Source organism: Pseudoxanthomonas sp., from assembly GCF_036845285.1.
Taxonomy (GTDB): Bacteria; Pseudomonadota; Gammaproteobacteria; order Xanthomonadales; family Xanthomonadaceae; genus Pseudoxanthomonas_A.
This window is the reverse complement of record NZ_DAIUEE010000001.1, coordinates 329,937-352,840: the sequence shown is the minus strand read 5'-3', so window position 1 is coordinate 352,840 and position 22,904 is coordinate 329,937. Positions and strand designations below refer to the sequence as shown.

The window sequence follows — 22,904 nt, the reverse complement described above, 5'->3', positions numbered from 1 at the left end:
CGCCCCCGCGCGGCCGTCAGTCCTGGCCGTCGAATCGGCCCTCGCGCAGGAAACAGGCGGCCTGGCGTGCGGCGTCCGCCGAAAACACCAGGCCCGTATGGCTGGCCGGCACGACGCAATGCGCGGCCAGTCCGGGCAGCCGGGTTTCCTCCAGACCCACCGTGCCGTCGGATTCGCCGTCGAAACGCGCGATCAGCCGACCGATGCCGCGGGCCACGTTGCCCGCCACCATGCCGACGGGCACCGCGCCCTCCCACGGCGGACAGCCCGCCTGCAACAGCGCGCCGCTGCGCCCCAGCACGGGAACCGTCCATGGACGCTGCCCCAGGCTGCGGGCCGCATGGCTGCCACACAGCGGCGAACCCAGGCAGACGGCGCGCTGCACCGGCAGGTCGGGTGCGCGACGCAAGGCCTCCAGCACGATCATGCCACCCAGGCTGTGCCCCGCCAGGTGCACCGGCGGGCCACCGCGCAGGCGCTCGATGAGCAGGTCGATGGCCGGTTCGGGGCCGCCGACGATGCTCGGATAGCCGAAGACATCGACCTCGAAGCCTTCACCCCGCAACCGCCGCGCCAGCGGCATCAGCCACGAGCGCGCATTCCAGATGCCGTGCACCAGCACGATGCGCGGGGTGGTGTTCGTCGATTCATCCATGCCACCAGTGTCGGCCAAGCGGGCGGCGGCGCCAATCGAAAAAAAAGCGCCCGGTTGCCCGGGCGCCACCCACCAGCCCCGCATCCTGCGGGTGCTCGCTAGCGGAATGCGTACTCGAACTGCACCGCAACTTCGCGGCCGACCGGGTTGTAGACGTCGTAGAAGTACGGAAAGCTGCTGTTGGTCTCGTCCTGCGGATGCAGGTTGTTGAACAGGTTGTTGACGTAGAACTTCACCTGCGCCCTGTCGGTGATCTGCTTGCCGACGTTGGCGTTCCACAGGTAGTGCACGCCGGTCCGTCCCTCGCCACCATACTTGGGCAGGCTGCCGTAGCGCGTGGTGAACAGGCTGGCGGTCCAGTCGCCACCCTTCCAGTCGAGGCCCGCCGTCGCACGGCTGCGGAAATCAAGGTTTTCCGGATCGTCGCGCCAGTTGGTTTCGATCGCGTCGGTGGCCACGATCTGCCGTTCGGACGTCAGCGTGTGCGACCAGTTGAGCCGCATGGTGTAGCGACCGAAACGCTCCGTGTTCACGCGCCAGTTCAGGCCGGCGTCGACACCGGCGACCCGGCGGTACGCCTGGTTGATCGGCAACGAGCGCACTTCCGCCACCCGGTCGATCGCCTGCCCGTCCTCCGCGCGTCGCGTGACCAGGCCGGTGACCAGCTGGCAATAGGCGGAGTCGCCGGCGAAGCCGAACGGCTGCCCGTTGAGGCTGCGGCCCGTGCGGCACCCGGCTTCGTCGGCCAGGATGTTGGCGGTCGCCAGGCGTTCGAGCGCGCCGTTCAGCTCGATGTTCCAGTAGTCGGCGTTGATCGACAGGCCATCCATGATGTCCCAGACAAAACCGGCGCTCCACGACTTGCCCGTCTCCTCTTCCAGGTTCGGATCGCCGCGCGTCACCGAGAACACGGAGTAGCTGTAGCCCGAACAGCCGGGATTGGCGCCGGCGGCGATGCAGCGCCACGCGTCGGTGGCGTTGCCGAAGCTGCCGCTGCCTTCGCTGAAGACCCAATGCAGGTCCGGCGCCTTGAAGCTGGTCGCATACGCGCCGCGGATCAGCAGCGAATCGATCGGCCGCCACTCCAGGCCGGCATTCCATGTCTTCGCGTCGTCCACCGCGGTGATGTCGTCGTACTTGTCGAAGCGCCCGGCCAGGCTGGCCTTCAGCGTCTCGGTGATCGGGATGCTGAATTCGATGCCGGCCGCATAACGATCGCGCTCGCCGCCACCATTGGTGCCGGTGAGGTTGTACAGCTGCACCACGCCGGGCTGCACGCGTGGATCGCTGTTCAATTCATAACCCTGCTGGCTGGCTTCCAGTACCACGGCCATGCCGACCGGACCGGCGGGCAATTCGAACAGGTCGCCGGTCACCACGAAGCTGCCCGTCGTCACCCACGATTCGGCCTCGTATTTGGCCAGCGTGGAGATCGATGCGTATTCGTCCGGCGTCAGCGGACGCAGCCAGCGCCCCAGGTTCATCGTATAGATCGGCACGCCGTTGGGGCGCGTGCCCTGCTGTGGACCGAAGAAGAAGTCGTTGACCAGATTGCCGACCATGCGGCGGCGCGTCCGCTGGAAATCGTATTCGGCGCGGCTCAGCGTGGCATCCCAGTCGAACCGATCGCCCAGCTTGCCGCGCAAGCCTACGGCCAGGTCGAACGAGCGCTCCTTGTAGTGCTGGTTCATGCTCTCCACGCCGCCCAGGTCCACCGGCGTCAACAGGCGGGTCGGACCGATCACCGCTGCGAACTGCGGGTCGTAGAAGTCGCCCCGTCGGCCCACGCCGTCCGTGTGCGGGCCGGTGATGCTTTCGAAGCCGCCCAGCGATTCGGCCTTGGAATCCCATACTTGCGCGGACGCCCAGCCTTCCAGCCGTTCGTTGAAATGGTAGGTGCCGAACACGTAGGCCGCCGCTTCGTTCTTGCCCTTGCTCAGGTGCACGTAGCGCTCGTCGTTCCAGCTGCCGCAGGCGTCGCCGAGCGTCTGCACGTTGCCGCTGCTGATGCGGCGGTAGGTCCAGTCGACCAGTTCGTCGCCCCAGCGCTGGCAGGTGCCGGCCGGCAATGCGATCAACGGATTGCTGCTGCTGGTCCCGCCGCGGCGGATGCGCAGCGCGGCAGTCGGCTCGGAACCGATGCGCGGATTGGCCGCCGGATTCTTGCGCAGGTCCCAGTCGTCGCGCTGGAAGCCGTACAGCATCTCCTGGTAGTAGTACTGGAAGGCGTAGGTGACGCTCCAGTTCTCGCCTGCACGGCCGCCGGTCCACTGTGCGTCCACGCGATCGCGGCCACCCATCGTGCTGGTGCCACCACGCAGCTTGAAGACATCGCCTTCGTAGCCGCGCTTCATCACCACGTTGACGACACCCGACACGGCGTCTGCGCCATAGATCGCCGAGGCGCCGCCGGCGAGGATCTCGATGCGCTCCACCGCGCCGGACGGGATGTTGCCGAAATTCTGGAAGTTGCTGCGTCCCTCGTACGGAAACGGATAGTCCGCCGCGCGACGACCATCGATCAGCAGCAGCGAGCGGCCGGGACCGAGGCCACGCAGGTTCAGCGGGTGTGCGTTGGCCGAGAAGCCGCCCGAGAGTTCGGTTTCCACCGCACCGCCCGCCATCACCAGCGTTTCCAGCGCTTCGAACACGGTGGCATGGCCTTCGTTCTCCATCTGCTGTGCCGTGATCACGGTGACCGGCGACGGCCCTTCGATCTCGGCGCGCTTGATGCGCGAGCCGGTGACCTGCACGGCGGCGAGATCGCGGGTTTCCTTCGGCTCCTCGACCGCTGCCGGGGCGGGCTTCGGCGGCGGCGGCGCGGGCTTCGGCGGCGCGGTCGTTTCCTGCGCGCGGGCGACCGTGATCACCCCGCCACGCGTGCTGCGATGGGTCAGTCCGCTACCGGTCAGCAAGCGGTCGAGCGCCTGGTTGACGGTGTACTGCCCCGAGAGCGTGGTGGCGGTGCGGCCGCGCACCAGTTCCGGCGGCACCATGATCTGTACGCCCGCGGTCTGCGCCACGCGGTTCAGCGCATCCCCCAACGGCTGGCTGCCGACCACGAACTGGTGCGTGGATGCCGCCTGCGCCGCAGATACCGGCGAAGTCGCCATCAGCGAAGCCCCCAATGCCGTGGCCAATGCAAGCGAGATGACGGTCCGGCGGCCATGAGGCGGCGTGTAACGAGCAGTGTTCATCAAGTCGTCCCCCTTGGACGTGCTGGGAAATGTGAGGTATCGGAAAGCGCTCCCCTTCCAAGGCAGACGCAACCGGTTGGCGATCCCTCACTGCGTTCCGCACGGTTGCGCCCAGCGATTCCACCGCTTAATTTCTCCGCGCACCATTGCCTCCGGACATCCGCCACGTGAACGACATTCCAGAACGCCATGCCGGGGGCGGCGACGCCGCGTCGACGGGCGATCGCCTGACGTCATCGGATGCGCAGCGCTTCCGGCCCATGCTGCTGCGCTACTTCCGCCGCCACCTGCAGCACGAGGCGGATGCCGAGGACCTGGCGCAGGAAGCGCTCGTGCGTCTGGTGCGGTCGCCGGCGCAGGTGGAGCACGCCGAAGCCTATGTACTGCGGATCGCATCCAACCTGCTGCGCGACCGCTTCCGCCGCGACCGCAGCCACTGCGCCGGCCAGCACGACTCCATCGATGGCGCCCTGCACGAGTTGCCAAGTGAGGAACCCGGCACCGATGACGTCTACGCAAGCAGGGAGCGGCTGGAACGGTTGCTGTCGGCGCTCGACGAACTGTCGCCGCGCTGCCGGCACGTGTTCCTGCTGCAACGCTACGAAGGCATGACCTACACCGCCATCGCCCGGCAGCTGCAGGTCAGCGTCAGTGCGGTGGAGAAACACATGATGCGCGCCCTGCTCCACCTGCAGGCGCGCCTGGCGGAGCCATGAGCAGACCGGACCTTACCCTCATCGACGGCGGCGACAGCATCGACCAGCAGGCCACGCGCTGGTTCGTGCGCCTGCGCGCCGACGATGCCAGCGAGGGCGACCGCCACGCGTGGCGGCATTGGATGCAGGCCAACCCCGCACATCGCGCCGCCTACACGCGCGTGGAGGTCATGTGGTCCTCGTTCGGCGATTTCGCTGCGGCTCCCGGGATCGGCGACCGCATCGCCGAGGCGACGCGAACCGTTCCCGTGCACATGGCCTCGCCACGCGCGCGCATCACGCCGCGTCGCCGCTGGCCTGCGGCGATCGCCTCGGCCATGGCCCTGGTGGCCGCGGGTACGTTCTTCACGCAGCGACTCGCCGCGCCGGCCGACGTGGCCTACCGGACCACCATCGGCGAGCGCCGTTCCGTGCAACTGGACGATGGCACCCGTGTCGACCTCGACGCCGGCACCCAACTCCGCGTTCGCTACGACGGCGACAGCCGCCATGTGGTCCTCGAGCAGGGACGCGCGTTCTTCCAGGTGGCCAAGGACACGGCACGTCCGTTCGATGTGGTGACCGACGCCGGGGGCGTGCGCGCGCTCGGCACGCAATTCGAGGTCTCGCAGGTCGCTGGCGCCGCCGATGTGGCCCTGTACGAAGGCAGCGTGGAGCTTCGCGCGCGGACCGGCGACCGGGCACCGCCACGCCGCCTGGGCGTGCTGGTGCCAGGCCAGCAGGCACGCCTGTCCGCGGGGCACATGCAGATGCGCGCGACGATGGTGGTCGCCGGCGCGCGGCCCGCATGGCTGTCGGGTCGCCTGGTCTTCAGCGACACGCCGTTGGCCGAAGCCGTCGCCGAGTTCAACCGCTACAGCGACACGCGCGTGGTGCTGGCCGATCCGTCGCTGGGTGCGCAGCGTGTCAGCGGCGTGTTCCGCGGCGACGACGTCGATGCCTTCATCGGTGCACTGGGCGAGGTGTACGGCATCCCCGAACACCACACCGCCAACGGCACGCACGTACTGGGGAAGTCACCATGATCGGAAAGGTCTTCGCCGCCGCCTGGCTGGTGCTCGCGTGCCTGTCGCCCGCCTTGGCGCAGGAAGCCGGCGCCGGCCCGACCGCCGCGATCGACGACGGTCCGTATGTCGTCCAGCGGAGCGCGGGCCGCTACGAAGCATTGTGGGTGTGCGACGGCAAGGCCGAACGCGAGGCGTACCGCAAGCGTCGCGGGGATACCACGATCGCACCGCGCTGCGGCCTTGGGCGGCCCGCCGTTATTCCGCCGCGCCTGGCCGACCCTGAAGCGGTGCCCTACGACGGCCGCCGCATCGTGGCACTGTCCGACATCCACGGTCAGTACGACCTGATGGTCAAGTTGCTGCGCGCACATCGCGTGATCGACGGCAACGACGACTGGGCGCTGGGCCGCGACCATCTGGTCATCACCGGCGACGTGTTCGACCGCGGCGACAAGGTCAACGAGGTGTTCTGGCTGCTGTTCCAGCTGCAGCAGCAGGCGCAGGCCGCCGGCGGTGCCGTGCATTTCCTGCTCGGCAACCACGAAACCATGGTGCTGTACGACGACCTGCGCTATGTCAATCCAAAGTACGTCGAGGTCGCGCGCCTGCTCGGCCGCCCTTACGCCGCCCTGTACGGCGCCGATACCGTGATCGGCGGCTGGCTGCGCACGCGGCCGGTGATGCTGAAGCTGGGCGACACGTTGTTCCTGCATGGCGGCATTGCACCGGAGAACCTCGATCTGGTCGCGGGCATCGGTGCCACCAACACTGCGTATCGCGGCTCGCTCGGCATCGCCAAGGACACCGTGAAATCCGATCCGGCGACGTCCCGCCTCTACGACGGCAAGCGCAGCCCGATCTGGTACCGCGGCTACTTCAACGGCGAACTGGCGACGCCGCAGGTGCACGCGCTGGTGGACCAGCTCGGCCTCGCGCGCATCGTCGTGGGCCATACCACGATGGACGAAGTGGTCAGCTTCCACGACGGACGTGTCATCGCCATCGACAGCGGCATCAAGCGCGGCGAATCGGGGCAGCTGCTCTTCATCGAACACGGCACGCTCACGCGCGGCCTGCTCGACGGCACACGCGAGGCGCTGCCCGAGCGCCAGGCCGCGCCGCCCGACAAGGACTGAACCCTCAGGCGGCGACCTGTCGCCGCTTCCACTCCCGCGGCGACACGCCGCTATGCGCCTTGAAGGCGCGCGATAGCGCCGCCTCGCTGCCGTAACCGACGTCCGAGGCGACCACCTTCAACGGACGGCCGTGCCGCAGCGCCTGCTGCGCCAGGCCCACGCGCCAGCCCTGCAGGTACTGGCCGGGCGTGACGCCGAGCGCTTCGCGGAAGGTCGACGCGAACACCGTGCGCGACATGCCGGCCACGCGCGCCAGATCCTCCAGCGACCAGTCCTTCGCCGGCGACTCGTGCATGGCCACGATCGCGTTGCGCAGGCGCGGATGCCCCAGCCCGGCGAGCATGCCGCCCTTCACGTCGCCGCTTTCCATCAGCTGGCGCAGCACCTGGATCATCACCACTTCGAACAGCCGGTTGACCAGCGCCGTGCGCCCGCAGCGCTGGGTGAAGGCTTCCTCGAACAGCAGCGCCAGCACGTCTTCCGCGCCGTGGATGCGCGACAGGGGCAGGCAGACCACGTCCGGCAGCGCCGCGCAGATCGGGTTCTGGTCGCCGCCTTCGAACCGCAACGTCGCGCAGGTCATGTCGACGCCGCGCACCGTGTCGCTGATGAAGCGGTGCGTCATCGCGCGCGGGAAGAGCAGCAGGCTGGGTTCGTCGATCCGCAGCGTGGTGGAGCCGTGGACAACCTCCAGCGGTCCCTGACGGATCAGGTGCAGCTGGCCCGCCCCCGCTTCGGCCTCGAGCGTATTGATGCCGCACAACGCGCCGGCATTGAACACCTGGGCGCTGACCGAGAAACGGTCCAGCAGGACGGCAAGCCGGTCGACCATGTCGGAACTCCTGATCAAGTTTTCAGGATTCTATATCACCCGACGTACGCCGTGACGGCGCAAAGTACACCTCACCGGACGGCAGCCCGCCGGACCACCCCAACCCAACCAAGGAAACCGCCATGTCCATCGAAAACATCCTCTACACCGCCACCGCCACCGCCTCGGGCGGCCGCGAAGGCCAGGCCACCTCGTCCGACGGCGTGCTGGACGTCAAGCTGACCACCCCGCGCGAGCTGGGCGGCGCCGGCGGCGACGGCACCAACCCGGAACAGCTGTTCGCAGCCGGTTATTCGGCCTGCTTCCTCGGCGCGCTGAAGTTCGTCGCCGGCAAGCAGAAGATCGCCCTGCCCGCCTCCACCACCGTCACGGGCAAGGTCGGCATCGGCCAGATCCCCACCGGCTTCGGCATCCAGGCCGAGCTGACCATCGCCGCCCCGGGCGTCGAGCGCGAACAGCTGCAAGCCCTGGTCGACGCCGCCCACATCGTCTGCCCGTACTCCAACGCCACGCGCGGCAATATCGACGTGACGCTGGTGCTCGCCGACTGATCCTCCTTCCTGACCCACCACCTTTTGCAGGAAACGACACCATGAACGTCCTCAGCCGCACCCTCGCCGCCACGCTGCTGGCGGTCGCCACCCAGGCCAGCTTCGCCGCGCAATCCAACCCAGCACCGTTCGCCGTCGAACGCACCGCCAGCACCCTCACCACCGCCGACGGCGTGCAGCTCTACTACAAGGACTGGGGACCGAGGAACGGCCCGGTCGTCACCTTCAGCCACGGCTGGCCGCTGTCGTCGGACAGCTGGGAATCGCAGATGATCTTCCTGGCTTCCAAGGGCTACCGCGTGGTCGCCCACGACCGCCGCGGCCACGGCCGCTCCAGCCAGCCCTGGGACGGCAACGACATGGACCACTACGCCGACGACCTGGCGACCGTGATCAACACACTGGACCTGAAGAACGTGACCCTGGTGGGCTTCTCCACCGGCGGCGGCGAAGTGGCGCGCTACATCGGCCGCCACGGCACCAGTCGCGTGAAGAAGGCCGTGCTGATCAGCGCCGTGCCGCCGCTGATGCTGAAGACCGCCGACAACCCGGGCGGCCTGCCGATCGAGGTGTTCGACGGCCTCCGCAAGGGCTCGCTGGACAACCGCGCGCAGCTCTACAAGGACATCGCCTCGGGCCCGTTCTACGGTTTCAACCGCCCGGGTGCGAAGGTCTCGCAGGGCCTGATCGACAGTTGGTGGGCGCAAGGCATGCAGGCCGGCCACAAGAACACGTACGACTCGATCGCCGCGTTCTCCGCCACCGACTTCCGCGCCGACCTGAAGAAGTTCGACATCCCCACCCTGGTCATCCACGGCGACGACGACCAGATCGTCCCCATCGATGCCGCCGGCAAGGCCTCCGCCGCATTGATCAAGAACGCGAAGCTGATCGTCTATGCAGGCGCCCCGCACGGCCTGACCGATACGCACAAGGATCGCGTCAACCAGGACCTGCTCGACTTCCTGCAGAAGTAAAGAAGAAGCCTCCGCAAACAGCAACGGCCGCACACGCGGCCGTTTGCTTTTTGATCTTCAGTGATTCTCTGAACAACGCAGCGTTTGTCCGTCATACCCGCGAAAGCGGGAACCCAGTGCCTTTGCTTTCCATGGCCCGAAGTCGCTGGATCCCCGCCTTCGCGGGGATGACGGCGGTTATTCAGAACTTCCCTGGCCATACCGATGCGCCAGCAATCCCACCAGACCCGAAGGGCGGCGGACAAGGATGTCCGCCGTTTTCCGCTGATCGCCAGGGATCCTTTGAACAACTCAGCTTTCTTTCGTCATTCCCGCGAAGGCGGGAACCCAGTGTCTTTGCTTTCCATGGCCGCAAGTCGCTGGATCCCCGCCTTCGCGGGGACGACGGCAGTTGCCTAGACCGTCCTTGGCCACACCGATGTGCCAGCAATCCCACCAGACCCGAAGGGCGGCGGACAAGGATGTCCGCCGTTTTCCGCCTCGCCAGGATGGCGAGTCGGAAAATCCCGATAGCAACGCCATGTGGGATTGCTTCGTCGAGGAATGGCCTTTCTTTTGGTGACTTTTCTTTGGCCAGACAAAGAAAAGTTACCCGTTGGCCCGAAGGGCCAGCGGAAGCACCTCACCGGGAACATCCGGACGCGCTGCGGCGCGCGAGACGTCAGGGCGCCTTCGCAACGCGGGGCGCGGCCAGACAAAGAAAAGTTACCCGCTGGCCCGCAGGGCCAGCGGAAACACCTTACCGGGAACATCCGGACGCGCTGCGGCGCGCGAGACATCAGGGCGCCTTCGCAACGCGGGGCGCGGCCAGACAAAGAAAAGTTACCCGCTAGACCGAAGGGCTAGCGGAAGCACCTCACCGGAAACATCCGAACGCGCTGCGGCGCGCGAGACATCAGGGCGCCTTCGCAACGCGGGGCGCGGCCAGACAAAGAAAAGTTACCCGCTAGACCGAAGGGCTAGCGGAACGCTTTTTATCGGTCAGACATCGGTACAAGCCGCACGCCTCAGGATGAACTCATCATCCAGCGTCTTCCCCACCGCGAACTTGTACCCACCGACCCGCACGAACCCCTGCCGCTCATAGAACCGCTGCGCGCCGAAATTCTCCGACCACACGCCGATCCACAGCGTCCGCGGCCCGTCCCTCAACAGCCAGCGCTCCACCTCGGCGAACAGCTTCCCGCCCCAGCCGCCATTCTGGTGCGATGCCAGCACGTACAGCCGTTTCAGTTCGCCATCTCCCGCCTGCACGTCCGGATGCGGCAAGCCGCACGGACCGGCGGCCGCATGACCCACCGCAACGCCGTCTTCCTCCAGCAGCCACACCGCGTAGTCCGGGTGAGACAGGATGACGCGCTGCTTCTCGACGTCGTACGCATAGGCGAGGAACGCCGCCAGATCTTCGGCCGGATACAGATGGCCGAAGGTCTCGGTAAAGCTGCGCGATGCCAGGTCGGAGACGAACTGCGCATCATCCACGGTGGCGCGACGGATCCGCACGCCTACGCGTCCTCTTCTTCGTCCTCGCCCTCTTCGTCCGACTCTTCTTCCTCGTCGGCGTCCTCGTCTTCTTCCTCTTCGTACTCTTCTTCGTCTTCTTCGTCTTCTTCGTAATCGTCTTCGCCGAAGTCCTCGCCGTCCCAGCGGCCCTGGCCGTCCGGCACGAAGGTCACCGCCATCGCCGCCGGCGACGTACCCACGCGCACCAGCCAGCCGCCGAACACGCGCGCGCGTTCCGTCACCAGGCCCGCATCGGCGCCTTCATTGCCCAGGCGCTCCCACTCCAGCGAAAAAGCGTATTCCGTCATTGCGCGTTTCTCTCTCAGTCTTTCTTCGGACGAACCTGGATGTGTACTTCCGCCAGCTGCTCGTCCGGGATCGGCGACGGTGCGCCGGTCATCAGGCACTGCGCGCTGGTGGTCTTCGGGAACGCGATGACGTCACGGATCGACTCCGTGCCCGCCATCAGCGCGGCGATGCGATCGATGCCGAACGCGATGCCGCCATGCGGCGGCGCGCCGAAGCGCAGCGCGTCCAGCAGGAAGCCGAACTTGGCCTCCGCTTCTTCCGCGCCGATGCCGAGCAGCTCGAACACCGCGCTCTGCATGTCGGGGCGGTGGATACGGATCGAACCGCCGCCGATCTCGTTGCCGTTGAGCACCATGTCGTAGCCGCGCGACACGGCCGTCTTCGCATTGGCGCGCAGATCGCCGATGTCGTCGACCGCGGGTGCGGTGAAGGGATGATGCAGGGCGACGTAGCGCTGCGCTTCGTCGTCGTACTCGAACATCGGGAAATCGGTGACCCACAGCGGCGTCCAGCCGTCCTGCACCAGGCCGAAGTCCTTGCCGGCCTTCAGGCGCAGTGCGCCCATGAAGTCGGACACCTTGTTGTAGCCACCGGCGCCGAAGAACACGATGTCGCCGTTGCCGGCGCCGACGTGCTTCAGCAGCGCGGCGAACGCGTCCTCGGCGAAGAACTTCTGGATCGGGGAGCTGACCGTACCGGCCTCGTCGATCTTGATGTAGGCCAGGCCCTTGGCGCCGTACTTGGCGGCATGCGCGGCGTACTCGTCGATCTGCTTGCGGCTCAACGACGCACCGCCTGGAATACGCAGCGCGGCGACGCGGCCGTCCGGATCGTTGGCGGGGCCGGTGAACACGGCGAACTCGCTGGACTTCACCAGCTCGGCCACGTCGACCAGTTCCAGCGCGATGCGCAGGTCCGGCTTGTCCGACCCGTAGCGGCGCATCGCCTCGGCCCACGTCATGCGCGGGAACGGGTTGGCCAGCTCCACCTCCATCACTTCCTTGAAGATGTCGCGGATCATGCCTTCGACGGCGTCCTGCACGTCGCGCTCGCGCACGAACGCGAACTCCATGTCGAGCTGGGTGAATTCCAGCTGGCGGTCGGCACGCAGCGCTTCGTCGCGGAAGCAGCGCGCGATCTGGTAGTAGCGGTCGAAGCCGGCCACCATTAGGATCTGCTTGAACAGCTGCGGCGACTGCGGCAACGCATAGAACTCGCCCGGATGCATGCGTGCCGGCACCAGGAAGTCGCGCGCGCCTTCCGGCGTGGCCTTGGTCAGGATCGGCGTCTCGATGTCCTGGAAGCCGCGCGCGTCCAGCCAGCGGCGCAGCGCCTGCACCAGGCGGATGCGCGTGCGCTGCTTGCGCTGCATGTCGGCGCTGCGCAGGTCCAGGTAGCGGTACTTCAGGCGGATGTCTTCGCCCGGGTTCTCGTGGTGGTGGAACGGCAACGGCTCGGCCTTGTTGAGCACGGTGATCTTCGTGGCGATCACTTCGACCTTGCCGGTGCGGATCTTGGTGTTGACGGCTTCGCGCGCACGCACGACACCCTCGACCTGCAGCACGTCCTCGTAACCCAGCGACGCGGCGACCTTGAACACCTCAGCACTGGACGGATCCACCGTCACCTGCACGATGCCCTCGTGGTCGCGCAGGTCGATGAAGCAGACGCCGCCGAGGTTGCGGGCGACGTCGGTCCAGCCGCAGAGGGTCACGGTCTGGCCGATCATGGCCTCGTCGACGAGGCCGCAGAAATGGGTACGCATGGGAACTCCAGAGGGTCGTCCGGCCAGGGCCGGAAGGGGTGCGACGGCCATTGGCCGTCCTAGCCGGCTAGTTTACCCGGTCCCCGGCCGGCCTCTGCTCCGGCTTAACATCTGCGGCGTATGCTGGCGCCTCTCCAGGAGGGCATCGCCATGAAGAAGCCGCTGTTGCAGTCCGTTTTCGTACTGTTGCTGGCCTTGATGGCCGGCAGTGCGCTGGCCCAGATCGCGCCGAAGGCCTATGCGCCCGAGAACCTGCGCACGCTGTCGGTGCAGGACCAGACCCGGGTGATCAGCCTGGAATACTCCGAGCAGTCTCGTGGCCGCCGAATTCCGGACGACCAGCTGCGGTTCTACCTGGACCAGGTCAATCGTTCCAACTGGACCTTCAGCCGCATCAAGCAGGACATCGCCCAGTCGCTGGGCGGCAACAACGGCGGCTGGAATCCCAACCCGCCGCCGTCCGGCGGCCAGGTCACCTGCGAAAGCAAGGACAACCGCCGCCGCGAATGCCAGACCGGCTTCCGTCGCGGTGCCATGCTGGTGCAGAACCTGTCCGGCACACGCTGCGTGGAAGGCCAGAACTGGGGCAGCGGCAATGGCACCGTGTGGGTGGACCGTGGCTGCCGCGGCCGTTTCGCGGAAGGCACGTCAGGTGGCGACTGGGGCGGCGGCGTGGTCAAGTGCGAGAGTGCGAACGGCGCCTACCGCGAATGCCGCACCAACTTCCGCGGCCGCGCCACCGTGCAGCGCACGCTGTCCTCCACGCGCTGCACCGAGAACCAGAACTGGGGCCAGCGCCAGGGCCTGGTCTGGGTACGCGGCGGCTGCCGCGCGGAGTTCCGCGATTCAGGCACGGGCTGGGGCGGCGGCAACGGCGACTACAGCGTGACCTGCAACAGCGACGACAACCGCCGCAAGACCTGCGCCTATGACGCCCGCCAGGGCCGTCCCATCCTGTTGCAGCAGCTGTCCAACACCAGCTGCCGGGAGGGCTACAGCTGGGGCTACGCGGGTAACCAGGTGTGGGTGGACCGCGGCTGCCGCGGCCGTTTCGGACCGCGCTGAATTCTGTAGGGCTGGATCCCGACTTCGACCTGTCATCCCGGCGAACGCCGGGACCCAGCGCCTTGCTTCAACGGAGTTTCACGACAGCGCATCGTGCGCACGGCGCACGCTACGGTAACGCGCGTTTCCGTCCGTATCCGTCATCCCGGCGAAAGCCGGGACCCAGTGCCTCTGGTTCAACGGAATCCCAGAGCGGGGCGTCGTGCGCATGGCGCACGCTACGGTAACGCGCGTTCCCGTCCGCATCCGTCATCCCGGCGACGGCCGGGACCCAGCGCTTTTGGTTCAACGGAATATCAGAGCAGGGCGCCATGCGCGGGGCGTCGTGCGCATGGCGCACGTTACGGTAACGCGCGTTCCCGTCCGCATCCGTCATCCCGGCGACGGCCGGGACCCAGCGCTTTTGGTTCAACGGAATATCAGAGCAGGACGCCATGCGCATGGCGCACGCTACGGTGACGCGCGTTCCTGTCCGCATCCGTCATCCCGGCGACGGCCGGGACCCAGTGCCGTGCTTCAACGCACCAGGCGGCGAAGCGTGGCCCTCACTCAGCCCTCGCTGCTACCCCAAGGTGCCGGCGGCAGCGCAACGGGCACGCTCAGGTCGAACTCCACCCGGAACAGCCTTCCGTTCGGTCGGCTCAACTCGTAGACGAAGGTCTTCGCTGGCACCAGTTCCATCGCCCAGGTGTTGGTCACCGAGGCCGACAGGCCTTCGCGCTCGAACATCACCACGGATTCCGCATCCACCGGGAATGCCTGCCGCTGCGCCGTGCCTGCGTCGGCGGTATCGCCTCCGTACATCGTCACCGGGTCCGGACTGCCGTCCTCATGGCGATGATCGTGCTTGAGCCGCAGCCCACCCTCGGTGCGCGTGATCACCCAGGTGCGTGAATGGTCGTCACCGACATGGAACGGCACGCGAAGTTCGCGCGCGGTGTCGTCGCAGCCGCGCACATGCATCACCAGCGCCTTGCCCTCGAAGGGATCGGGCGTGGTCGATGCGGGCTGGTTGGCGGTGATGCGGCCGGCATACGCCTTGCCGCAATGCTGGGCCATTGAAGCGAGGAACGTATCGGCCGGCGTTGGCGCCGATGCAACCGCAGACGCGGTGGCCGCGCTGGCGGCAACGAACGCCGCAAGCGCGAGGAGGGTCTTTTTCATGGCATCCCTTCGTTGCAGGAAAGGATGCACCTTACACCGCCGGCCTCAGGACGAGGACGTGGAGGGCGGCGTCGCCGGCTTGGACTCCGTCTTCGCAGGCGCGCTTTCCGTCTTCGCCGCCGACGATTCAGCAGGCTTCGACTCGCTGGATGGCTTCGCGCCTTCACCGCCATCGGCAAGGTTGCGCTTCTTGTCGCCGTCCTTCTTGAAGTCGGTCTCGTACCAGCCGCTGCCGGCCAACCGGAACGACGGCGCGGTCAACTGCCGCTTCACCGCGTGCGCACTGCACGCCGGGCAGGTGTCGGGATCCGGATCGGACAGCTTCTGCAGGCGGTCGAAACTGTGGCCGCACTGGGTGCATTCGAAGGCGTAGATGGGCATGGCGTCAGGCTCGGGGCTGTTCCGGGACAATCAGTTGGGGGTCGGCGGCGGCGGGTTCAAGAGCCGGTGACGGCGCGCCATCCTGCTCGATCGGTGGGAGGGCGTCGCCCATCGGGTCGACATCGAACGGGGTGCGGAATACCAGCGACGGCAGCAGGGTGCTGAGGCTGGCGTAGAGCAGCAGCCCACCGAACAGGGCGTCATCGATCTGGAAGCGATCGCGCAGGATCGCGGCCAGCACCAGGGTGAAGATCAGCGTGGGCGACAGTGCCAGCGCCACGCGCAGGCTGCTGCGCATGTCCTCGCCGAACAGGACGCGGCGCTGCACCCAGACCACGGCGATGCGCAACGGCAGCACCACGGCGGTGATCAGCAGTCCGAGACCCAGCGCGGTCCAGCTCAGCGCACTGGCCGGCACCTTGGTCCCGGCGTAGAAGAAATAGAACGGCACGAAGAACGTGGCGAACAGGCGCACGGCGTGCAGGTTCTCGTCCGAGGCGAGCGCCGGCATGCGCTGGCGCAGCAGCCGCGCGATCAGGCCGGCGATGAACGCGCCGACCAGGTAGTACACGCCCAGCTTGTAGGTCGCGAAGGCGGCGATCAGGCCCACCATCACCAGCAGCGAAAACTCCGAGCCCGGCGCCTGCGGTGCGACCCAGCGGCCCAGGGCGACGAACAGCAGCGGCAGGCCCACCAGCAACGCGAGCAGCGCCAACGACGAGAGCGCCATGTGCGCCGGATCGCCGGCCTGCAGGATCAGGAACAGCGCCGCCAGCGCGAGCAGTTCCCCCGCGATGGCCTTGTTGGTGACCCAGAAGCGCTCGGCATCGTCCAGCCCCAGCCGACCCAGCGTATCGATGATGAAGCCCGTCGACGGCGTCAGCAGTGCCAGCGCCAGCAACGCGGCCGCCTGCCAGGAGAGTCCGGCGTACCGCCACGCCAACCAGCCCACCCCGGCCAGCGTGGCGCTGCGGATCAGCAGGTGCGCCAACAACGGCCACAGCCCACGACGCAACGCATGCAGGTCCACTTCCAGGCCGGCGAACAGGAACAGCGAGGAGATGCCCAGCGTGGCCAGCAGCGCGATCACCGGATCGTGCGTGCGGTCGCCCAGCCAGAGCATGGCCGCGATACCGAAGACCAGGCAAGTCAGCGGCGCAGGCACCTTGAAGCGCTGCAGTGCGCGCGGCACCACCAGCAGGCCGAAAATCAGCAGCAGGTAGACGAGTTCCTGGCTCATGGCGATCTCAGGGAGTGGTGCAGGTCATTCGTACAACGCCGACCAGGCGGCTTCTGCCTCGGCGAGTTGCTGCTGCAGGGCTTCGCGGTCGCGGCCCAGCCGTGCGGCGAGGTCGGCATCGGCATAGCTGTCCGGGTCCGCGAGTTGCGCGTCGACGTCGGCCAGCCTGCCTTCCAGTTCGGCGACCTTGGCCTCGGCGGCGGCCAGCTTCACCGGGTTGACCTTGCGCGCAGGGGCCGGCGCGGTCTTCGGTGCAGGCGCCGGTTCGCTGCGCAGCGGTTTGCTGCCCTGCGCGGAGGCGCGGGTGCGCAGCCAGGCGGCGTATTCGTCGAGGTCGCCGTCGAACGGTTCGACCACGCCGTCGGCCACGCGCCAGAACGTGTCGCAGACCAGGCCGATCAGGTGGCGGTCGTGCGACACCATGACGATGGCGCCGTCGAAATCGCTGAGCGCTTCGGCCAGGGCTTCGCGCATTTCCAGGTCGAGGTGGTTGGTGGGTTCGTCGAGCAGCAGCACGTTCGGCTGCTGCCAGGCGATCAGTGCCAGCGCCAGGCGTGCGCGCTCGCCGCCGGAAAACCCGTCGACCGGTTCGAACGCGCGATCGCCGGGGAAATTCCACTTGCCGAGGAAGTCGCGGAACGACTGGTTGCTGGCATCCGGCGAGAGATCGCGGAAGTGGTCCATCGGCGACTGGCCTTCGTGCAGCGACTCCACGGTGTGCTGCGCGAAGTAGCCGATGCGCAGGTCCGGGTGCGCCATGCGGTCGCCGGCCAGCACCGGCAGCTCGCCGACCAGCGTCTTCACCAGCGTGGTCTTGCCGGCGCCGTTGGGGCCGAGCAGGCCGATGCGCTGCCCGGCTTCCAGGCCGAAGCCGACGTCGTGCAGGATGAGGGTGGGCTGCTTGCGAGCCACTGGCTCGCGCCCGCCCGAATGCCCCGCGTGCTGCGCGGGGCCGGATGGTGGACCGTCATTGGAACCATCGGCCCCGTAGCCACAATCGACATGGTTCAACCGGATCAGCGAGAACGGCAGCTTGGCCGGTTCGGCGAATTCAATGCGGAACTCGCGCTCTGCGCGCACCGCCTCGGTACCAGCGAGCTTGGCCAGGCGCTTCATGCGGCTCTGCGCCTGCGCCGCCTTCGACGCCTTGGCCTTGAAGCGGTCGATGAAGCTCTGCAGGTGCGCGCGCTCGGCCTGCTCCTTCTCGTGCGCGATCTGCTGCTGGCGCAGCTGTTCGGCGCGCTGGCGCTCGAAGTCGGTGTAGCCGCCGGTGTACAGCTTGGCGCCGCCGCCATGCAGGTGCAGCGTGTGGGTGGCGACATTGTCGAGGAACTCGCGGTCGTGCGAGATCAGCAGCAACGTGCCCGGATACTTCAGCAGCCACTGTTCCAGCCAGAGCACCGCGTCCATGTCGAGGTGGTTGGTGGGTTCGTCGAGCAGCAGCAGGTCGCTGGGCATCATCAGCGCGCGCGCCAGGTTCAGGCGCACGCGCCAGCCGCCGGAAAACGACGAGACCGGGCGGTGGTGCGTGTCGGCCGGGAAGCCGAGACCGTGCAGCAGCTTGCCGGCGCGCGCCTCGGCGTCGTACGCGCCGAGTTCGGCCATCTTCTGGTGCGCGTTGGCGACCGCTTCCCAGTCCTCGCGGGCGCTGGCATCGGCTTCGGACTGCAGCACCGCCGCGACTTCGGTATCGCCACCGAGCACGAACGACAGCGCCGGATCCGGCAGCGACGGGGTTTCCTGCGCCACGCTGGCGATGCGCACCTTGCCGGGCAGGTCGAGGTCGCCCTTGTCGGCCTCCAGTTCGCCCTGCACGGCGGCGAACAGGCTGGACTTGCCCGCGCCATTGCGGCCGACCACGCCCACGCGGTAGCCCGCGTGCAGGGTCAGGTCGACGTTGGACAGCAGCAGGCGCTCACCGCGGCGGAGCGCGAAATTACGAAGGGAGATCAAGAAACAACCTAAGGGGATTTGGGGGGAAGCGGCCGCGTAGTTTATCGATAGCGCACCCGCTCACACTTGTTAAGAAAACATTGACATGCTCGCCACACCCCTGTAACCAGAACAGGCAACGCCTAAGTCCATGGTTTCAAAGGCAACTTTGCAAGCCCTGATCCACCGAAGCCCCACTTTGCAGTCCTTCCCGGAGTTCCCCCATGACCCGCACGCTGTCACCCCTGACCCTCGCCATCAGCCTGGCCCTGGTCGCCCCCGCTTTCGCCCAGGAGTCGGCCCGCGCCGAAGCCCGCACGCTGGACACCCTGATCGTCACCGGTACCCGCGTCGCCGACCGCACGGTCGCCGAGTCGCAGTCGCCGATCGACATCATCACGCCCGAGGCCCTGCAGGCCACCGGCACCACCGAACTGGCGACCGCCCTCGCCCGCGCGCTGCCCTCGCTGAACTTCCCGCGCCCGGCCGTCACCGACGGCACCAGCGGCGTGCGCCCGGCGCAGCTGCGCGGCCTGTCGCCGGACCAGGTGCTGATCCTGGTCAACGGCAAGCGCCGCCACATCTCCGCACTGGTCAACGTCAACGGCAGCATCGGCCGTGGTTCGTCGGCGGTGGACCTCAATGCGATCCCGGTGTCGGCGATCGAACGCGTGGAAGTGCTGCGCGACGGCGCGTCGGCGCAGTACGGATCCGACGCCATCGCCGGCGTGGTCAACATCGTGCTGAAGGGCTCCGGCAAGGGCGGCAGCCTGGTGGTGGACGTCGGCGGCTATTCCGCCGGTGACGGCCGCAGCACGCAGCTGTCCGGCGATACCGGCGTGGGCTTCGGCGATGGCCGTGGTTTTTTGCACGTGGCGGGGCAACTGACCCAGCAGGACGAAACCAACCGCGCCGGTCCGTACCAGGGCACGACCCCCAACACCGGCAACAGTCCGGCCATCGGCCGCGTCGCCTTCATCTATGGCGATCCGAAGGTGGATGCGGGTGCGGTGTCGGCGAATGCCGGCTTCGACTTCAGCGACAACGTCAGCGCCTACGCCACTGCGATCGCCAGCAACCGCGACATCGTCTCGTTCGCCTTCTTCCGCTCGATCGGCCACAACGCGCTGGTCCCGCAGGTGTATCCGGATGGCTACGTGCCGGAGATCAACCAGCTGTCGCAGGACCGCTCGCTGGTCGCGGGCGTGAAGGGCGACACGGAAAGCGGCTGGAAGTGGGACATCAGCTACAACTACGGCTACAACCACCTGCAGTTCCACACCCAGAACAGCGTCAACTACAGCCTGGGCGCGACCAGCCCGCGCCGCTTCTACGACGGTGCGCTGGAGTACACCCAGAACGTGTTGAACGCCGACATCAGCAAGCCGCTGGAGATCGGCCTGGCCTATCCGGCCACGCTGTCGTTCGGCGCCGAGTACCGCGAAGAGAAGTGGAACCAGTCGCCGGGCGAGCTGAACTCGTACACCGGCAGCGGCGCGCAGGGCTTCGGCGGCTTCACGCCGGCGAATGCCGTGCATTCCGACCGCGACAGCTACGCGGCCTACGTGGGACTGGAAGCCGACCTGACCGACAAGTTCTCCGCCGGCATCGCCGGCCGCTACGAGGACTATTCCGACTTCGGCAGCGAAGTGTCGGGCAAGCTGTCCGCGCGCTATGCCTTCACCGATACGGTGGCGCTGCGTGCGACGGTGGCCAGTGGCTTCCGTGCGCCGGCGTTGGCGCAGCAGTACTACCAGGTGGTGACGTCGCAGTACAACGCCACGCTCGACCGCTTCTTCGAGTCGGGCACGTTCCCCGCCACCGGCCCCGTCGCGCAGGCGCTGGGCGCGGAAGCGCTGACCGCGGAAACCTCGCTGTCGTACGGATTGGGCCTGGTGCTGCAGCCGGTGGACCGCCTGTACGTGACCATCGATGCGTACCAGATCGACATCGACGACCGCATCGTGCTGTCCTCCAACCTGCTGCTGGGCGGCAATGCGGCGGCGCAGGCGCTGCTGGCCAGCCTGGGCGTCAACGGCGTCACCAGCGCGCGCTACTTCACCAACGCCGCCGACACCCGCACGCGCGGCGTCGACGTGATCGCGCAGTACACGGTGCCGTTCGAGAACAGCAGCCTCGCCCTGACCGCCGGCTACAACTACAACAAGACCGAGATCCAGCGCATCGCGCCGAATCCGCCGGAGCTCACCGCCCTGGGCGCGAATCTGTGGCGCATCGGCCGCGACGAACAGGGCCGCATCGAGGAGGGCTATCCGCGCGACAAGACCACGCTGACGGCCGCATGGAACCTGGCGCGCTGGGACTTCACCCTCGGCGCCACCCGCTATGGCGAGTTCACCACGCGCGTCAGCGAGACCGGCAATCCCGCCAACGACCAGACCTACGGCGCGACGTGGATCCTGGACGCATCGACCAGCTATCGCCCGAGCGAGAACTGGACGCTGACGCTGGGTGCGGACAACCTGCTGGACGAGTATCCGGACCGCACCATCTTCCCGAACTCCAACAGCGGCCAGTTCCCCTACAGCAGCCAGTCGCCGGGCGGCTTCAACGGCGCCTACGTGTACGGCCGCATCGCCTACAAGTGGTAAGACACCTCCACGATTGACGGCATCGGAACGCCCCGCCCCGTGCGGGGCGTTTCCGTTGGGGTGATACGGGGAACAGCGGCTCGCGGCGACGCGGTTGCGCCGCATGCGTTTGCCGCAGGACGTCCGCATCGGCGACACTCGTCCCCCATGCAGAGGAAGAACGCCCGTCGATGCACCATGACACCGACCTGATCAACATCATCGCGGTGGGCCTGGCCCTGGCCTTCGTGCTGGGGGCGATCGCCCACAAGCTGCGCTTCTCGCCACTGGTCGGCTACCTGATTGCAGGCATCTTCGTCGGTCCATTCACGCCGGGCTTCGTCGCCGACCAGGAACTGGCCACCCAGTTGTCCGAACTCGGCGTGATGCTGCTGATGTTCGGCGTGGGCCTGCATTTCTCGCTGGAAGACCTGCTGGAAGTGAAGGCGATCGCCATCCCCGGCGCCATCGTGCAGATCGTGGTCGCCACCGGCCTGGGCTGGGCGCTGGCCTGGGGTATGGGCTGGACGCCGCTCAACGGCTTCGTGTTCGGCCTGGCGCTGTCGGTGGCCAGCACGGTGGTGCTGCTGCGCGCGATGGAGGAACGCCGCCTGCTGGAAACCACGCGCGGGCGCATCGCGGTGGGCTGGCTGATCGTCGAGGACCTGGTGATGGTGCTGGCGCTGGTGATGCTGCCGGTGCTGGCGTCCACGTTCGGCCCCGATACCGGCGGCGAGAAGGCGACGTTCGGCCGCTTCGCGGTGGAGATCGCCTGGACCTTCATCAAGCTGGGCGCATTCGTCGCCTTCATGCTGGTGGTCGGCCGCCGGGTGATCCCGTGGACGCTGGAGAAGATTGCCGCGACCGGTTCGCGCGAGCTGTTCACCCTCTCCGTGCTGGCGATCGCACTGGGCGTGGCATTCGGCTCGGCGATGATGTTCGGCGTGTCGTTCGCGCTGGGCGCGTTCTTCGCCGGCATGCTGCTCAACGAATCCGAACTGAGCCACAAGGCGGCCAACGATTCACTGCCGCTGCGCGATGCGTTCGCGGTGCTGTTCTTCGTCTCGGTGGGCATGCTGTTCAATCCCGCCATCCTGGTCGCGCACCCATGGCAGGTGCTGGCCACGTTCGGCATCATCGTGCTGGGCAAGTCGGTGGCGGCGTACTACATCGTCAAGGCGTTCAAGCACCCCACCGGCACGGCGCTGACGATCTCGGTAAGCCTGGCGCAGATCGGCGAGTTCTCCTTCATCCTCGCCGCGCTCGGCGTGGCGCTGAAGATCCTGCCGCCGGAAGGCCGCGACCTGATCCTCGCCGGCTCGCTGCTGTCGATCATCGCCAATCCGTTCCTCTTCACCTGGCTGGACCGCTGGCAGAAGAAGCAGGAGGCGCTGGCACCGGTGCCGGTCGAACCCGAGGCGCCGCCCGGTCCGTCGCTGGACGTCACCGACCACGCCATCATCATCGGCTACGGCCGCGTGGGCAGCGAACTGGCCCGCGTGCTGCGCGACCGCGGCGTGCCGCTGATCGTCATCGACGACAACGGCGACCATGTCGCCCGCGCGCACGACGCCGGCATCCCGGCCATCCGCGGCAGCGCGGCCGCCGACCGCGTGCTGGCCGAGGCACATCCCGAACGCGCCAAGATCGCCGTGCTGGCCATCCCGCAGCCGCTCGAAGCCGGCGAGACGCTGGCAAAACTGCGTGCCCTCAATCCTTCGCTGACGCTGCTGGCGCGCGCGCACAGCGAGGGCGAAGTGAAGCACCTGCTGGAACACGGCGCCGACGGCGCGGTGCTGGCCGAACGCGAACTGGCGTTCTCGCTGGCCGAAATGGTGATGTCCACGCCGCCGTACCGCCCGCAGCGCGTGACCGCCTGAGGC

At 67.6% G+C, this 22,904-nt stretch carries 18 protein-coding genes; 8 read left to right on the top strand and 10 right to left on the bottom strand.

Annotated elements, in window-relative coordinates:
* Window positions 1–16: 16 nt before the first annotated feature.
* Entirely contained in the window at window positions 17–655 is a 639-nt protein-coding gene (locus V7060_RS01620) for an alpha/beta hydrolase (protein ID WP_334177514.1), read from the bottom strand.
* Window positions 656–753: 98 nt separating this feature from the next.
* Window positions 754–3,852, bottom strand: a complete 3,099-nt coding sequence (locus V7060_RS01615; protein ID WP_334177513.1) for a TonB-dependent receptor — start codon at window positions 3,850–3,852, stop codon at window positions 754–756.
* Window positions 3,853–4,019: 167 nt separating this feature from the next.
* Here V7060_RS01615 and V7060_RS01610 point away from each other — a divergent pair, with 167 nt between their 5' ends.
* The 3 genes from V7060_RS01610 to V7060_RS01600 are packed head-to-tail and all read left to right on the top strand — an operon-like array spanning window position 4,020 to window position 6,711.
* The gene (locus tag V7060_RS01610) at window positions 4,020–4,568 is read left to right on the top strand and encodes an RNA polymerase sigma factor (protein ID WP_334177512.1); all 549 of its coding nucleotides are present in this window, start codon (window positions 4,020–4,022) and stop codon (window positions 4,566–4,568) included.
* A complete protein-coding gene (locus V7060_RS01605; protein WP_334177511.1) occupies window positions 4,565–5,593 on the top strand; it encodes a FecR family protein in 1,029 nt (342 codons plus the stop codon). The genes V7060_RS01610 and V7060_RS01605 overlap by 4 nt, the downstream gene beginning before the upstream one ends.
* Window positions 5,590–6,711 (top strand): metallophosphoesterase, encoded by a 1,122-nt coding sequence (locus V7060_RS01600; RefSeq protein ID WP_334177510.1) that lies wholly within the window; start codon window positions 5,590–5,592, stop codon window positions 6,709–6,711. The genes V7060_RS01605 and V7060_RS01600 overlap by 4 nt, the downstream gene beginning before the upstream one ends.
* Before the next feature lie 4 nt (window positions 6,712–6,715).
* Here V7060_RS01600 and V7060_RS01595 read toward each other — a convergent pair whose 3' ends face one another.
* On the bottom strand, window positions 6,716–7,543 hold the full coding sequence (locus V7060_RS01595) for an AraC family transcriptional regulator (RefSeq protein WP_334177509.1): 828 nt from the start codon (window positions 7,541–7,543) through the stop codon (window positions 6,716–6,718).
* A gap of 122 nt (window positions 7,544–7,665) precedes the next feature.
* Here V7060_RS01595 and V7060_RS01590 point away from each other — a divergent pair, with 122 nt between their 5' ends.
* Both V7060_RS01590 and V7060_RS01585 read left to right on the top strand, forming a co-directional pair.
* Window positions 7,666–8,094, top strand: coding sequence for an organic hydroperoxide resistance protein (locus tag V7060_RS01590; protein WP_334177508.1), 429 nt, complete (start codon window positions 7,666–7,668; stop codon window positions 8,092–8,094).
* A gap of 41 nt (window positions 8,095–8,135) precedes the next feature.
* The gene (locus tag V7060_RS01585; protein WP_334177507.1) at window positions 8,136–9,071 is read left to right on the top strand and encodes an alpha/beta hydrolase; all 936 of its coding nucleotides are present in this window, start codon (window positions 8,136–8,138) and stop codon (window positions 9,069–9,071) included.
* A 981-nt stretch (window positions 9,072–10,052) separates the two neighbouring features.
* Here the strand turns inward: V7060_RS01585 and V7060_RS01580 are convergent.
* Genes V7060_RS01580 through aspS form a run of 3 tightly spaced genes read right to left on the bottom strand, consistent with a single transcriptional unit; the run spans window position 10,053 to window position 12,648 of the window.
* A complete protein-coding gene (locus V7060_RS01580; protein ID WP_334177506.1) occupies window positions 10,053–10,574 on the bottom strand; it encodes a GNAT family N-acetyltransferase in 522 nt (173 codons plus the stop codon).
* Window positions 10,575–10,576: 2 nt separating this feature from the next.
* Entirely contained in the window at window positions 10,577–10,882 is a 306-nt protein-coding gene (locus V7060_RS01575) for a DNA primase (RefSeq protein ID WP_334177505.1), read from the bottom strand.
* A gap of 14 nt (window positions 10,883–10,896) precedes the next feature.
* Complete coding sequence (gene aspS / locus V7060_RS01570) at window positions 10,897–12,648, bottom strand: aspartate--tRNA ligase (protein WP_334177504.1); 1,752 nt, start codon at window positions 12,646–12,648, stop codon at window positions 10,897–10,899.
* Window positions 12,649–12,798: 150 nt separating this feature from the next.
* On the opposite strand from aspS, the gene V7060_RS01565 reads away from it, so the two are divergent.
* Window positions 12,799–13,713, top strand: a complete 915-nt coding sequence (locus V7060_RS01565; RefSeq protein ID WP_334177503.1) for a DUF3011 domain-containing protein — start codon at window positions 12,799–12,801, stop codon at window positions 13,711–13,713.
* Between the two features lie 549 nt (window positions 13,714–14,262).
* Here V7060_RS01565 and V7060_RS01560 read toward each other — a convergent pair.
* Genes V7060_RS01560 through V7060_RS01545 form a run of 4 tightly spaced genes read right to left on the bottom strand, consistent with a single transcriptional unit; the run spans window position 14,263 to window position 18,451 of the window.
* Window positions 14,263–14,877: a hypothetical protein gene (locus V7060_RS01560; RefSeq protein ID WP_334177502.1), complete on the bottom strand. Its 615-nt coding sequence runs from the start codon at window positions 14,875–14,877 to the stop codon at window positions 14,263–14,265.
* A gap of 45 nt (window positions 14,878–14,922) precedes the next feature.
* Window positions 14,923–15,258: a zinc ribbon domain-containing protein gene (locus V7060_RS01555; RefSeq protein WP_334177501.1), complete on the bottom strand. Its 336-nt coding sequence runs from the start codon at window positions 15,256–15,258 to the stop codon at window positions 14,923–14,925.
* A 4-nt stretch (window positions 15,259–15,262) separates the two neighbouring features.
* Window positions 15,263–16,498: a cation:proton antiporter gene (locus V7060_RS01550; protein WP_334177500.1), complete on the bottom strand. Its 1,236-nt coding sequence runs from the start codon at window positions 16,496–16,498 to the stop codon at window positions 15,263–15,265.
* 24 nt (window positions 16,499–16,522) lie between these two features.
* On the bottom strand, window positions 16,523–18,451 hold the full coding sequence (locus V7060_RS01545) for an ABC-F family ATP-binding cassette domain-containing protein (protein ID WP_334177499.1): 1,929 nt from the start codon (window positions 18,449–18,451) through the stop codon (window positions 16,523–16,525).
* Window positions 18,452–18,654: 203 nt separating this feature from the next.
* On the opposite strand from V7060_RS01545, the gene V7060_RS01540 reads away from it, so the two are divergent.
* A complete protein-coding gene (locus tag V7060_RS01540; protein WP_334177498.1) occupies window positions 18,655–21,042 on the top strand; it encodes a TonB-dependent receptor in 2,388 nt (795 codons plus the stop codon).
* Window positions 21,043–21,212: 170 nt separating this feature from the next.
* A complete protein-coding gene (ybaL, locus tag V7060_RS01535; RefSeq protein ID WP_334177497.1) occupies window positions 21,213–22,901 on the top strand; it encodes a YbaL family putative K(+) efflux transporter in 1,689 nt (562 codons plus the stop codon).
* The last annotated feature ends 3 nt before the right edge of the window (window positions 22,902–22,904 follow it).

Coding starts and splice junctions, on each gene's coding strand:
- V7060_RS01620 (WP_334177514.1), bottom strand. CDS start 655: ATGGATGAATCGACGAACACCACCCCGCGCATCGTGCTGGTGCACGGC.
- V7060_RS01615 (WP_334177513.1), bottom strand. CDS start 3,852: ATGAACACTGCTCGTTACACGCCGCCTCATGGCCGCCGGACCGTCATC.
- V7060_RS01605 (WP_334177511.1), top strand. CDS start 4,565: ATGAGCAGACCGGACCTTACCCTCATCGACGGCGGCGACAGCATCGAC.
- V7060_RS01600 (WP_334177510.1), top strand. CDS start 5,590: ATGATCGGAAAGGTCTTCGCCGCCGCCTGGCTGGTGCTCGCGTGCCTG.
- V7060_RS01595 (WP_334177509.1), bottom strand. CDS start 7,543: ATGGTCGACCGGCTTGCCGTCCTGCTGGACCGTTTCTCGGTCAGCGCC.
- V7060_RS01590 (WP_334177508.1), top strand. CDS start 7,666: ATGTCCATCGAAAACATCCTCTACACCGCCACCGCCACCGCCTCGGGC.
- V7060_RS01585 (WP_334177507.1), top strand. CDS start 8,136: ATGAACGTCCTCAGCCGCACCCTCGCCGCCACGCTGCTGGCGGTCGCC.
- V7060_RS01575 (WP_334177505.1), bottom strand. CDS start 10,882: ATGACGGAATACGCTTTTTCGCTGGAGTGGGAGCGCCTGGGCAATGAA.
- aspS (WP_334177504.1), bottom strand. CDS start 12,648: ATGCGTACCCATTTCTGCGGCCTCGTCGACGAGGCCATGATCGGCCAG.
- V7060_RS01565 (WP_334177503.1), top strand. CDS start 12,799: ATGAAGAAGCCGCTGTTGCAGTCCGTTTTCGTACTGTTGCTGGCCTTG.
- V7060_RS01560 (WP_334177502.1), bottom strand. CDS start 14,877: ATGAAAAAGACCCTCCTCGCGCTTGCGGCGTTCGTTGCCGCCAGCGCG.
- V7060_RS01555 (WP_334177501.1), bottom strand. CDS start 15,258: ATGCCCATCTACGCCTTCGAATGCACCCAGTGCGGCCACAGTTTCGAC.
- V7060_RS01550 (WP_334177500.1), bottom strand. CDS start 16,498: ATGAGCCAGGAACTCGTCTACCTGCTGCTGATTTTCGGCCTGCTGGTG.
- V7060_RS01540 (WP_334177498.1), top strand. CDS start 18,655: ATGACCCGCACGCTGTCACCCCTGACCCTCGCCATCAGCCTGGCCCTG.
- ybaL (WP_334177497.1), top strand. CDS start 21,213: ATGCACCATGACACCGACCTGATCAACATCATCGCGGTGGGCCTGGCC.